Below are 12,193 nucleotides of genomic sequence, written 5' to 3'. Positions count from 1 at the left end.
CGCCGACACGGTCCCCACCAGATACACGAGGAAGATCGAGCCGATGATGCCCTGGGGGAGGGAGAAGGGGGCCTCGGTGAGGCGGTAGCCGACCACCGTGTAGACGCCGCCGAAGACCGTCATGAACAACGCGCCGATCGCGTACAGCCGGCACAGCAGCGGGTTCGCGAGGTGGTCGCGGACCGTGCGGGCCAGGACGCGCGGGCGCAGCGAACCCGGCGTGAAGTGCTTCGGGGCGGGAAGCAGCAGCCGGAAGGCGACCGCGCAGCCGACCGCGATGACGCCGATCACCGCCACCGCGACCCGCCACCCCCACTCCTGCGCGACCCAGCCGGTGATGACCCGGCCGCTCATCCCGCCGACACTGTTGCCCGCCACGAACAGCCCGATCGCCGTGACCAGCGCCTTCGGCCGGACCTCCTCCGCCAGATACGCCGTCGCCGACGCCGGTAGCCCGGCCAGCGCGGCCCCCTGAAGGAACCGCAACGCCACCAGCGCGCCCAGCGACGGAGCGAACGGGACCAGCACCCCGATGCTCACCGCGACCACCAACGACGCCGTCATGACCGTACGACGTCCAAAACGTTCCGACAGCGCGCTCATCGGCAGGACGAACAACGCGAGCCCACTCGTCGCGGCCGCCACCGTCCAGCTCGCCGCACTCGCCGACACCGCGAAACCGGAGGAGATCAGCGGCAGCAGGGCCTGCGTGGAGTAGAGCAGCGCGAAGGTCGCGACACCGGCGAGGAACAGGGCGAAGCTCATACGGCGATAGCCGGGACCACCCGGCGTCAGCCGTGAGTCGGAGTCGGGGACAGGGGTGGTGGCGGCCACGATCGTGGACGCCCCGGTATCGGCGGGAGACATGCCTCGAAGCTACGTACGCTCCCACTCATCCGTCCAATGCACGGAAACGCCATAATCGTTCCCATGGCGCATCAACAGAGGTCACAGGCTCACCTGTCACCATCCGGTGACACAGAAGACATCGTCGCGCTCCTCGCGCCCCGCCTCGCGTACTTCGCCGGCGTCGCCCGCACCGAACACGTCACCCGGGCCGCGCAGGAGATGCAGGTCCCGCAGTCCACCCTGTCGCGAGCGATGGTCCGCCTCGAACAGGACCTGGGCGTCGACCTGTTCGCCCGCAGAGGCCGCACGGTCTCCCTGACCCCGGCCGGCCGCACCTTCCTCACCTCCGTCGACCGCGCCCTCGCCGAGATCGGGCGGGCCGCCGACGAGGTCCGCGCCGACGCCGACCCCGCCACCGGCAAGGTCGCCTTCGGCTTCCTCCACACCCTCGGCTCGGAAACCGTCCCCGGCCTCATCCGAGCCTTCCGCGCCGACCACCCCCGCGTCCGCTTCAGCCTCGTCCAGAACTACGGCGAGGCCATGCTGGAGCGGCTGCGGGCGGGCGAGCTGGACCTGTGCCTCCTGACCTCCCCGACCCTCGACGCCCCCGATGTCGTGGCCCACCGCCTCGACGTACAGAAACTCCGCCTCGTCGTCCCGGCCGACCACCGCCTGGCCACCCGCAAGCGCATCCGCCTCGCGGAGGCGGCCGACGAGACCTTCGTGACCCTGGAACCGGGCTACGGCCTCCGCAGCATCACCGACAACGTCTGCAAGGAGGCCGGCTTCCGCCCGAAGATCGCCTTCGAGGGGGAGGAGGCGGAGACCCTACGGGGCCTGGTGGCGGCGGGCCTGGGGGTCGCCCTCCTGCCCCCACCAGCCGTACCCCGCCCAGGAGTTGCGGAGCTGACGGTAACGGCCCCGAGGGCGGTGAGGGAGATCGGCGTGGCGTGGCTGGACGGCCACCCGGACACGCCGCCGGTGGCGGCTTTCAAGCAGTTCCTGCTGTCGAGGAGAGGCAACTTGCTCCCCACGTAAGGGTGTTCCCCTTGGCGGTCGGCTCCGGAAGTCCTTTCAGGGTTGACCCTCGACTTGGTGGAGGGCCCAGAGTCCCGGGTGTGGAGAGCGAGATGCGCAGTATTGGTGAGATGGCTCGGGACAGTGGACTGAGCGTGAGCGCCCTGCGGTTCTACGACGGTGCCGGCGTGCTGGTCCCGGCCTGGGTGGATCCGGTGAGCGGCTATCGCTGGTACGGCCCGGAGCAGCTTGACGAGGCCCGGTTGCTGGCCCGGCTGCGTCGGGCCGGTATGGCATTGGCGGACATTCGGCTGGTGCTGGCCGGCTGGTCCAGTCAGGACACCGACCTGGTGCGGAAGCTGCTTCAAGCGCATCTGCGCCGTCTTGAACTGGGGCTGTCCGATGCCCGCATCGAGTTCTCCATGGTCCGAGCGCTACTCGAACACAGGGAGAATCCCATGGCTTTGCCCCGCACCGACACCACCGTCCGATTGGCTGTCTCCGCGCCCGAGTTGGCCGCGGCGTTGGACGCGGTCCGCTTCGCCGTCAGTACCGACCCGGAGCTGCCGATGCTCGGCGGTGTCCTGTTCGACATCGAGGGTGAGACGCTCCATGTCGTGGCCACCGACCGGTACCGGATGGCAGTCGCACAAGCCGGTGCCACCGGGCATGGCGGGCCCCGTGTGCAGGTCATCGTGCCGTCCCCACTCGCCGACGCGATGCGGGCGCTGCTGAGTGACGACGCATCCGTCCAGCTCACTGTGGACGGTGACCGCGTGGCCCTGGAGGCAGGGGACCGTCAGGCGGCCGGTCAGTGTCTCGACCACGACTTTCCTGATTACCGTCGCCTCGTCCGCCTGCCGGCAGGGCGCCGTGCCCTCGTCGATGTCCCGGCTTTCCGGGCGGCGGTGGAAACCGGCTCCGTCCGCGTCAGCGAGGTGCGCGAGCAGGACGGCGCGTCCTGTGACCTCAGCGTGCTCAAGGTGACGGGCGACGGCACGGTCCGCGTCTGTGAAGACGGTGACGACAGCCAGGGCGACATCGCCGTCAATCGCGAGTTCCTGCTGGATGCCCTCGCCGCCGGAGCCCGGGACCGACTGATTCTGGAGTTCGGCGCCGCTACGGCACCCCTGGCGATCCGCCGGACCGACGCCGAGGGCACCTTTTCGATGCTGATGCCTGTCCGCCTGGAGCATTGACCGGTCCGCTTCGGAAGTCCTTCGAGGGTCGACTCCGGTGCCCGGTGCCCGGTGCCCGGTGCCGGGTCGGGTGCTGTGCGACCGACCGCGCCTACGGGTGCGTGTCCGTGATCGCGATGACCTTGTCGAGGCGGTCCAGGGCAGCCTGCATGTCGCCGATCTTGGCCTGGATGCGGTCCCGCTCGGCGCGCAGCATGGCTCGTTGCCCGGCGTCGGTGTGCCCGGAGTCCCAGCACGGAAGGAGTGCCATGATCCCTCGGCTGGTCAGGCCGGCGGCGAACATCTGCTGGAAGAAACGGACCAGGGCGACGGCGTCCTGCCGGTAGAGGCGCTGGCCGGATGGGCTGCGCTCCGCGATGAGCAGCCCCTGCTGCTCGTAGTAGCGCACGGCGCGTACCGAGACGCCGGCACCCCGCGCCACCTCGCCGATGCGGATCAGCGGCTCGGCCGCGGCCTGCGTGACGGTCATGGTGATTCCTCTCGCCCCGGCCCTGCTGACCACACTTGCCTCTGACGTCAGCGTCAGGTTTTAGCGTACCGGGCATGGACATCAACAACTCAGTCGCCCTTGTCACCGGAGCCAACCGCGGCCTGGGCCGCGCCTTCGCCCAGCGGCTGCTCGATCGGGGCGCCCGCAAGGTCTACGCGACGGCTCGCCGCCCCGGGACCGTGGACCTGCCCGGGGTCGACGTGCTGCCCCTCGACATCGCCGATCCCGCGTCTGTGACGGCCGCGGCCGAGGCCGCCCCGGACGTCTCGCTGCTCATCAACAACGCGGGGATCCAGACGGGGACCGACCTGGTGACCGGTTCGCTGGACGCGGTACGGCACGAGCTGGAGACCAACATGTTCGGCCACCTGGGAATGATCCGGGAGTTCGCGCCGACGCTCGCCAGGAACGGCGGGGGCGCGATCGTCAACGTCCTCTCCGCCATGTCATGGTTCGGGGGCCAGGGCGCCAATGCCTACCACCTGACCAAGGCCGCCGCCTGGGCCATGACCAACGGCGTCCGCCTGGAACTCGCCGAGCAGGGCACGCTCGTGACAGCGGTGCACCTCGGCCTGGCCGACACCGACATGGCCGCGGGCTGGCCCGTGGCCAAGATCGCGCCGTCGGACCTGGCCGACGCGGTGCTCGACGGTGTCGAGGCAGGCTCCGCCGAGGTCCTCGCCGACCAGTGGAGTCGGGACGTCAAGTCCCGCCTGCCGCTGACGCCGGAAGAATTCAACGACGCGATGGTCCGCGCCCTGGCGGCGCTGACGGCGGCATGAGGGGCCCCTCGGGCCCACTGACTTCGGCGTCGGCGGTCGTGGCCGTCGCGGGCGCGGGCCTGGTGTCGACGACGCCATAGGGACCAGGGCGGGCAGCGCTACTGGCCGTGGGCTGAAACAGCGGTGGTGGGCCACCTCGCCGGCGCCTGCGGACAGTTGCTGCCGGCCGCGTCGGGGCACCGTGCGCATCAGCACGTCGACACGGAACTTGCCGCCAGGGGCGCGTACTTGGGTGCGGCCCGTTTTAGGGGCGCGGAGCTGTGTCAATGTGCGGCTCCGCCCCCGTGGGCGCGACCACCCGCACCGCACCCGCACTCCGCAACGAACCGTCACCCCTTACGAAGCGACCGCCCGAACCCCGCAGCCAACGGCATCCTCAAACCCAAGGGCGGCGGAGCCTGAAGCGCGTCCTCGACAGGCCGGGAAAACGCCCGCCCGAACAACGCCCCCATCACGAAGTCCTCGGTCAACGCCTGCACTTCCTGCCGGTGCTGATGCAACCCGTGCCCGTCGGAGTGCACTTCGAACCGGCAGATGTCCCGGTTCGCCTTCTTCGCCCGGGCCGCCAACCGGAACGACAGCTCGGGATCGGTCCGTTCGTCGTTCGTGCCGTGCACGATCAACACCCGCCGCCCCGCCAGCTGCTTCACCGGTTCGGGTGGCGCGGCGACATCCTGTTCGGGCAGCCAAGGAGCCAGCGCCACAACGGAGTTCACCGCCTCGTGCCCCGCGGAGCGCAACGCCGCGCGGGCGCCCATGTCGATCCCGGTGAGACACACGGGCACGTCCCCGTACCGCCGTACGACCTCCTCCACCGCCCAGGCCGCGTCGTGCGCGAGAGACGCTTCGCTGCCGTTCCAGCCGCGGCAGCGGTAGTGGACGACATGCGCGGCGAGCCCGTCACCCTGGCCCGCGCGGGCCAGTCGGCGCCCCAACGTCCTTACGGAGGCCGTCGCCATCATGGGGGAGGGTCTACGGCTGGACACCTCCTCGCCACCGGGGAGCAGCAGCACCACGCCGCTCACCGAGGTCGGTTCGGGACCGAGCGCTCTCCCCAGCCGGGCCGTCCTGACCGGCGTCGCTTGCTGTGCCATGACAGAACAGTGTCAGAAGCAAGCGTGTACGCCATCCTTCCGCGCGGTCACCGTTACGTATCGACGGATTCGTACAACGGGTGATCTACGCGCGTAGGAGTTAGAGTGCGGAAATGACGAGCCAGAGCACCCCGAACACCCCGACGCCGGACCAGATCCGCCGGGCGCCGAAGGTTCTGCTGCACGACCACCTCGACGGCGGTCTCCGCCCGGGGACGATCGTCGAACTCGCGAGGGACGCCGGGTACACCGGACTCCCCGAGACCGACCCGGACAAGCTCGGCGTGTGGTTCGCCGAGGCTGCCGACTCCGGTTCCCTGGAGCGGTACTTGGAGACCTTCTCGCACACGGTCGGCGTGATGCAGACCCGCGACGCGCTGATCCGGGTCGCCCGCGAGTGCGCCGAGGACCTCGCCGAGGACGGTGTCGTCTACGCGGAGGTGCGGTACGCGCCCGAGCAGCACCTCGACGGCGGGCTCAGCCTCGAAGAGGTCGTCGAGGCCGTCAACGAGGGCTTCCGGCAAGGGGAGTTGCTCGCGCGGGAGAGCGGACGGCGGATTCGCGTGGGGGCGCTGCTCACCGCCATGCGGCATGCGGCCCGTTCCCTGGAGATCGCCGAACTCGCCAACCGTTACCGCGACTTGGGTGTCGTCGGCTTCGACATCGCGGGCGCGGAGGCCGGGTTCCCGCCCACCCGGCACCTGGACGCCTTCGAGTATCTGAAGCGCGAGAACAACCACTTCACGATCCACGCCGGTGAGGCCTTCGGGCTGCCGTCGATCTGGCAGGCGTTGCAGTGGTGCGGCGCCGACCGGCTCGGGCACGGGGTGCGCATCATCGACGACATCCAGGTGAAGGAGGACGGGTCCGTCGAGCTCGGCCGGCTCGCGTCGTACGTGCGCGACAAGCGCATCCCGTTGGAGCTGTGCCCCAGCTCCAACCTCCAGACCGGCGCCGCCGACTCCTACGCCGAGCACCCGATCGGGCTGCTGCGGCGGCTGCATTTCCGGGCGACGGTCAATACCGACAACCGGCTCATGTCCCACACCAGCATGAGCAAGGAATTCGAGCACCTTGTCGAGGCGTTCGGTTATTCGCTCGACGACATGCAGTGGTTTTCCGTCAATGCTATGAAGTCAGCATTCATTCCTTTCGATGAACGACTCGCCATGATCAATGACGTGGTCAAGCCCGGATATGCCGAGCTGAAATCCGAATGGCTGTTCCGGCAGACCGCTTCCACCAGCGGTTCTGTGTCCGAAGAGGGCTGAACGAGGCCAACCGGGATACGGGAGGTGCGGGCGGGTGTTCACAATCCGTCCGCATTTCGATGTTTGCGGCGGGTGGCCTCGCGTGTTTACGGTCTTGGACCGCTCACATCCCCCGTCTTCCCATTCAAGGACGCATTCACCATGAAGCAGTCTGCTGCCAAGACCCTCGGTGTCGCCGCCCTCGGTGCCGCCTTCGCCGCTGTCGGCGCGGGTGCCGCGAGCGCGGCTCCGGCGCTTCCGGACGCCACCCAGGCGCTGGGCACCGTGACCCACACGCTGCCCGCGGAGAACGTCGCCAAGGCGCTGCCGGGTGCCGGTGAGGCGCTGAGCCAGGCGCAGCCCGCGCTCGCGGGTGGTCTGTCCGCCGTGCAGCCGGCCGCCGAGAAGGTGCTGTCCGACGGTCCGACCGCGCCCGTCGCCGGGCTGCTGGGCGGTCTGCCGCTGTCGAACACGGGCCTGCCCACGCACGGCCTGCCGCTGAACGGCGTCCCGCTGGGCTGAGCCCCACCCCTGAACGCGCCGATGGGGCGCACCCTGGAGAGGGTGCGCCCCATCGGCGTACGTGGACGTGGACGTGGACGCGGGCGGTGTCCGGGGCCGGAGCCTCACCAGGCCTCGGTGCGCACCTTGTCCTCGGACGGGAACAGGATCCACAGCGCGATGTAGAGCAGGAACTGCGGGCCGGGCAGCAGGCAGGAGACCAGGAAGATCACCCGCATCGTGGTCGCGGAGGTACCGAAGCGCCGCGCCAGCGCTGCGCACACTCCGCCGATCATGCGGCCTTGGGTGGGGCGGGCAATGGCGGTCATGGTGAGCTCCTTCGCGAGCGGCTGTCCGAGGCCCCCCGTGTGGTTGCCTCATCTGCCGTCAACGTTACGGACGCGCGGCGCGCCCGGCGTCGCTCTACGGTGCGATGCCGACCCTGGGAATCGTCGGGGTCCGTCCCTGAGTCGGTTCCTCCTGGAGGACGGTCGCGGGGGGCCCGGACTCGGCCCTGCGGCGGAGCCAGGCGCGGGCCGCCGGGACGATCGCGGCGTGGGCGAGGGCCACGCCCACCGTGTTCATGAGCAGCGAGTCGATGTCGACGACCTGGCCCGGCACCCCGGTCTGGAGCAGTTCGATGCCCAGGGAGATCAGGGCGCCCGCAGCGACCGTACGGACGAGGGACGCGAGCGGCGAGACATGGAGTCTGCCGCTGACGGTCGGGAGCAGGACACCCAGCGGTGCCAGCAGCGCGAGGCCCTCACCGATCCGCTTGGACGCCTCCGGCCAGCCCATGGCCAGATCGGCCCGGATACTGGCCAGCGGGTGCAGATTCGGGGGCATCACCCAGGGGACGTCCCGTGGGCGCAGCGTGACCCAGGCGACGAGCACGAGGTGTGCGACGAGGAGGACACCTCCTGTCACACGGACGCGAATCGCGGCACTGCCGCCGATGGAGCCTTGACGCTGCACGCCCCACAAGACGCCCTCTCCGGCACGATCGGTTCCGGGTAGGCACCGGGCACCAGGGTGAGGCCTGCGCCACACGCCCCTTTTCGCGCCCCGTTCACCCCGGGGGCGCACGCGGCTTCAGCCGCCCGTCACCTCGCTGGACGGCGGTGCCTTGGTGCCCGGGTCGGAGCGGACGTCGTCCGTGCACTCGTAGCGGCGCAGGGGCGAGCCGTCCGGGCCGCCGAGGACCACGGAGCCGTCGCCCTCGGCCGCGGCCGAGTCGGAGAACGTGCAGACGAGCTGGGCGAGCGCGTACGACGTGAGGTCGGCCGGTGAATTGCTCAGCCGCAGCGCGTCCTTGGGATCCTTGGCACGCGGCCCGCTCACCGTCATGCCGCCGCGCACGTCGGTCGTGTACCCGGCGTCCTTCTCACCCGACGACGGCGACTCCGCGAGCTGGTCCAGCAGCCCCTGGGCGACGATCACGCGCCGCTGCACGTCCGCCGTGCCGTCCGGCACCTGTACGGCCCGATCGACGGTCACCAGCGACGACCCGCACAGCAGGAACACCTGCACGGGCACCCCGCGCGCGGCCTGCGGCGACACGTCCGGCTCGGTGAGCGTGCACGGCACCCGGGACGGCGCCGCCCCGAAGTCGGTCGGCACCTCCGTGGCCCGGATCCCGCACCCGGCGAGCAGCAGGCCGAGCAGGGGGAGCGCCAGCGCGCTGCCGTAGCGGCCTCGTACGTTCATGACGCGTTCTCCTCGGGGCCGGCGCCCTCGCTCTTCTCGCCGTTCTCGGCGCCGGGTTCCTCCGTGAGCGCGGAGGCGTCCCGCGGCAGCCGCAGGGTGAACACCGCGCCGCCCTCGGGGGAGTTGGCGGCGGTGATCCCCCCGCCGTGGAATCGGGCGTTCTCCAGGGCGATGGAGAGCCCCAGGCCGCTGCCCTCGGAGCGCGGCCGGGAAGCGCTCGCCTTGTAGAAGCGGTCGAAGACGTGCGGCAGGACGTCCTCCGGGATGCCCGGTCCGTGGTCCCGTACGGCGATGACGAGTTCGTCGTCCTCCAGGCGCACCGACACCCGCACCGGCGAGCCGCCGTGCTTGAGGGCGTTGCCGATGAGGTTGGCGAGGATGACGTCCAGGCGGCGCGGGTCGAGCCGGGAGTGGATGCCGCGCTCGGCGTCCAGGTCCACGGCGTCCAGCCAGGCGCGGGCGTCGATGCACGCGGTGATCTGGTCGGCGAGGTCGACGTCGTCGAGGACCAGCCGGGCGGTGCCCGCGTCGAAGCGGGTGACCTCCATCAGGTTCTCGACGAGGTCGCCGAGCCGCTTGGTCTCGCTGACCACCAGCCGTACGGCGGGCTCGATCATCGGGTCCACGCTGCCCGTCTCGGCGTCGAGTTCCTCCTCCAGCACCTCCACCACGGCGGTGATGGCGGTGAGCGGCGTACGCAGCTCGTGGGACATGTCGGCGACGAACCGGCGCGAGGCGTCGTCGCGGGCGGCCATGTCGGCGACCCGCTTCTCCAGCGCCTCGGCGGTCTGGTTGAACGTCCGTGACAGTTCGGCGAGTTCATCGGTACCGGAGACCCGCAGCCGGGTGTCGAGCTTGCCCTCGCCGAGCCGGCGCGCGGCGATGCCGAGCCGGTGCACCGGCTTGAGGACGGTCGTCGCGGCGGCCTGCGCGAGCAACGCGGAACCGATCAGCGCGAGCCCGGTGGCGATACCCAGCGACCAGGCAAGGGAGTTGAGGTCCTTCGCCTCCGGCTCAAGGGACTTGAGCATGTAGCCGGTCGGCCCGCCGCCGATCATCCGCGTCCCGGCCACCAGATACGGCGTGCCGTGCTCGGTGACCCGCTGCCAGTACAGGTGGTACGGCTCCTTGTTGCCGTCGGACACCGACTGCTGCTTGTTCACCGCCGTACGCAGCGACTTGGGCACGTCCTCCAGCGAAAAGCCGTTCAGGCCGCCCGAGTTGCCGTAGACCGTCTTGTCGTTCGCGTCCTCGCCGACGAGCAGGACGCTGAAGCGCTGGCTGCTGTTGGCCATCTGGCCCGCGGTGCGCATCAGTTCGTCCTGGGTGGGGTGCGCGGGCAGGGCGCCCGCGCGGTTCTGCATCTCCTGCCGGAAGTCGCGCAGGACGGCGTCCTGCGCGCGGGTGAGGACGGCCTCGCGGTTGAGCCAGTACGCGATGCCGGACGCGGACACGGCGGCGGTCAGCGCGACCAGGCCGAACACGACCACCAGCCGCAGGCGCAGGCTGGTGAACCGCAGCCGCCACAGAACTCCCTTACGACCCGGGCGCCAGCCGCGGATCCCCCCTGGTGCGTCGGTCACTGAGGCGAGTCCAGGCGGTAGCCGACGCCGCGCACGGTACGGATGAGGGTCGGGGAGGACGGGATGTCCTCGACCTTGGCGCGCAGCCGCTGGACGCAGGCGTCCACCAGGCGCGAGTCGCCGAGGTAGTCGTGCTCCCACACCAGGCGCAGCAACTGCTGCCGGGACAGGGCCTGTCCGGGCCGCCGGCTCAGTTCGAGCAGCAACCGCAGCTCGGTGGGCGTGAGTTGGAGGTCCTCGCCGTTCTTCGTGACGGTCATCGCGGCGCGGTCGATCACCAACGAACCGAATGTGGCGGCGTCGTTGGCTTCTCGCTCTCCGCGCCGCAGCACGGCCCGGATGCGGGCGTCCAGCACCCGCCCCTGCACGGGTTTCACCACGTAGTCGTCGGCGCCGGACTCCAGTCCGACGACGATGTCGATGTCGTCGCTGCGCGCGGTGAGCAGAATGATCGGCAGCTGGTCCGTGCGCCGGATACGACGGCACACCTCGAAACCGTCGATGCCGGGCAGCATCACATCCAGCACGATCAGGTCCGGCCGCTGCTCACGCAACAGCTTCAGACCGTCCTCGCCGCTGGCAGCGGTGGCAACCCGGTGTCCCTGGCGCGTCAGCGAGAGCTCCAGGGCCGTCCGGATGGCGTCGTCGTCCTCGATCAGCAACAGGGAAGGCACGGGGCTCATTCTGGCCCATGGCGGGCCGGGGTTTCGACACCTGTACGTGTACGCACCCGTAGCGCTCCTATCTGTGACCGGACTGTCCGTTTTCTGAGGGCAGCTACAGAGACCGACCCCTGTGACAGGTCTGTGACAGTCGGGGGACACGTCCATGAAGTGCCCCCGGCAGGATTTTCGGCACAGGCAAGGAACCACGAGGGAACCGAGCCGGAACATCCGAACACCGGGCAAGTCCACTACGGGGGGCGCGAGATGAACACGCTGCACAGCACCAGCAACAACGCAGTCATCACGCGTCTGCACGACGTGAACCGGGGTTCCGAGAAGTCCGGTGCCGTGAGCGGGCGGGGGTGCGTTCGCGGTGCCGGGCGTCAGCACACCGGTTACATGACGGTGGTTGACGCGCACACGGGGGAGGCGCACGGGGGAAGTGCGTACAGGGAGGACACGGGGGAGCGTCGTTCGCTGTCGGAGGCGGAGTTCACCGCCTACGTCCAGGAGCGCCGCGCCTCCCTGTACGCGACCGCCTACCACCTGACCGGCGACCGCTTCGAGGCCGAGGACCTGCTCCAGAGCGCGCTGTTCTCGACGTACAAGGCGTGGGACCGGATCAGCGACAAGGCCGCGGTCGGGGGCTACCTCCGCCGCACCATGACGAACCTGCACATCAGCGCGTGGCGCCGCCGCAAGCTGAACGAGTACCCGACCGAGGAACTGCCGGAGACGCCCGGCGACACGGACGCGATGCGCGGCACGGAACTGCGCGCGGTCCTGTGGCAGGCGCTGTCCCGGCTGCCGGAACTCCAGCGCACCATGCTGGTCCTCCGCTACTACGAGGGCCGCACGGACCCGGAGATCGCGGAGATCCTCGACATCAGTGTCGGCACGGTGAAGTCCAGCATCTGGCGGTCGCTCCGCCGCATGCGCGAGGACGAGGTCCTCAGCTTCGGCCGTGACGAGGAGGACGCCTTCGGGGAGCTTGTCGCCTGAAGGTTGGGGGGGAGTAGGTAACGGGGGAGGTCCGGGGGCTGTCTCTTATACANA

General features: G+C 70.1%; 14 protein-coding genes. 6 read left to right on the top strand and 8 right to left on the bottom strand.

Annotated features, from left to right (window positions below):
- Positions 1-867: MFS transporter (locus tag ACNFOC_RS41170; RefSeq protein WP_416964133.1), on the bottom strand; the 867-nt coding region annotated here is incomplete at its 3' end.
- Positions 868-930: 63 nt separating this feature from the next.
- On the opposite strand from ACNFOC_RS41170, the gene ACNFOC_RS41165 reads away from it, so the two are divergent.
- Both ACNFOC_RS41165 and ACNFOC_RS41160 read left to right on the top strand, forming a co-directional pair.
- Positions 931-1,887, top strand: coding sequence for a LysR family transcriptional regulator (locus ACNFOC_RS41165; protein WP_416964132.1), 957 nt, complete (start codon positions 931-933; stop codon positions 1,885-1,887).
- 92 nt (positions 1,888-1,979) lie between these two features.
- Entirely contained in the window at positions 1,980-3,065 is a 1,086-nt protein-coding gene (locus ACNFOC_RS41160) for a DNA polymerase III subunit beta family protein (protein ID WP_416964131.1), read from the top strand.
- A gap of 91 nt (positions 3,066-3,156) precedes the next feature.
- Here ACNFOC_RS41160 and ACNFOC_RS41155 read toward each other — a convergent pair whose 3' ends face one another.
- Positions 3,157-3,534 carry a MerR family transcriptional regulator gene (locus ACNFOC_RS41155; protein WP_416964130.1) on the bottom strand — a complete coding sequence of 126 codons (378 nt, stop codon included), beginning with the start codon at positions 3,532-3,534 and terminating at the stop codon, positions 3,157-3,159.
- Positions 3,535-3,608: 74 nt separating this feature from the next.
- Here ACNFOC_RS41155 and ACNFOC_RS41150 point away from each other — a divergent pair, with 74 nt between their 5' ends.
- Complete coding sequence (locus ACNFOC_RS41150) at positions 3,609-4,337, top strand: SDR family oxidoreductase (protein ID WP_416964129.1); 729 nt, start codon at positions 3,609-3,611, stop codon at positions 4,335-4,337.
- Positions 4,338-4,666: 329 nt separating this feature from the next.
- Here the strand turns inward: ACNFOC_RS41150 and ACNFOC_RS41145 are convergent, their stop codons facing one another.
- Complete coding sequence (locus ACNFOC_RS41145; protein WP_416964128.1) at positions 4,667-5,431, bottom strand: prolyl oligopeptidase family serine peptidase; 765 nt, start codon at positions 5,429-5,431, stop codon at positions 4,667-4,669.
- A 113-nt stretch (positions 5,432-5,544) separates the two neighbouring features.
- Here ACNFOC_RS41145 and ACNFOC_RS41140 point away from each other — a divergent pair, with 113 nt between their 5' ends.
- Positions 5,545-6,702 (top strand): adenosine deaminase, encoded by a 1,158-nt coding sequence (locus ACNFOC_RS41140; protein WP_416964127.1) that lies wholly within the window; start codon positions 5,545-5,547, stop codon positions 6,700-6,702.
- Positions 6,703-6,843: 141 nt separating this feature from the next.
- Positions 6,844-7,203 (top strand): ATP-binding protein, encoded by a 360-nt coding sequence (locus tag ACNFOC_RS41135; protein WP_416964126.1) that lies wholly within the window; start codon positions 6,844-6,846, stop codon positions 7,201-7,203.
- Between the two features lie 104 nt (positions 7,204-7,307).
- Here ACNFOC_RS41135 and ACNFOC_RS41130 read toward each other — a convergent pair whose 3' ends face one another.
- From ACNFOC_RS41130 to afsQ1, 5 genes are all read right to left on the bottom strand, one after another.
- Positions 7,308-7,511: a PspC domain-containing protein gene (locus tag ACNFOC_RS41130; protein WP_416964125.1), complete on the bottom strand. Its 204-nt coding sequence runs from the start codon at positions 7,509-7,511 to the stop codon at positions 7,308-7,310.
- Positions 7,512-7,605: 94 nt separating this feature from the next.
- Positions 7,606-8,157, bottom strand: a complete 552-nt coding sequence (locus ACNFOC_RS41125; RefSeq protein WP_416964124.1) for a VanZ family protein — start codon at positions 8,155-8,157, stop codon at positions 7,606-7,608.
- 117 nt (positions 8,158-8,274) lie between these two features.
- Positions 8,275-8,889, bottom strand: coding sequence for a hypothetical protein (locus ACNFOC_RS41120; RefSeq protein ID WP_416964123.1), 615 nt, complete (start codon positions 8,887-8,889; stop codon positions 8,275-8,277).
- Complete coding sequence (locus ACNFOC_RS41115) at positions 8,886-10,472, bottom strand: ATP-binding protein (RefSeq protein ID WP_416964122.1); 1,587 nt, start codon at positions 10,470-10,472, stop codon at positions 8,886-8,888. The genes ACNFOC_RS41120 and ACNFOC_RS41115 overlap by 4 nt, the downstream gene beginning before the upstream one ends.
- Entirely contained in the window at positions 10,469-11,146 is a 678-nt protein-coding gene (gene afsQ1 / locus ACNFOC_RS41110) for a two-component system response regulator AfsQ1 (RefSeq protein ID WP_033280216.1), read from the bottom strand. Before afsQ1 ends, ACNFOC_RS41115 begins: the two co-directional genes overlap by 4 nt.
- 255 nt (positions 11,147-11,401) lie before the next feature.
- Between afsQ1 and ACNFOC_RS41105 the strand changes: the two genes are divergently transcribed.
- Complete coding sequence (locus tag ACNFOC_RS41105) at positions 11,402-12,139, top strand: SigE family RNA polymerase sigma factor (protein ID WP_416964121.1); 738 nt, start codon at positions 11,402-11,404, stop codon at positions 12,137-12,139.
- The last annotated feature ends 54 nt before the right edge of the window (positions 12,140-12,193 follow it).

The sequence above is a fragment of the Streptomyces colwelliae genome, from assembly GCF_048158785.1.
Taxonomy (GTDB): domain Bacteria; phylum Actinomycetota; class Actinomycetes; order Streptomycetales; family Streptomycetaceae; genus Streptomyces.
Note: the sequence above shows the minus strand (reverse complement) of the source record. Positions and strands in the feature narration are given on the sequence as shown.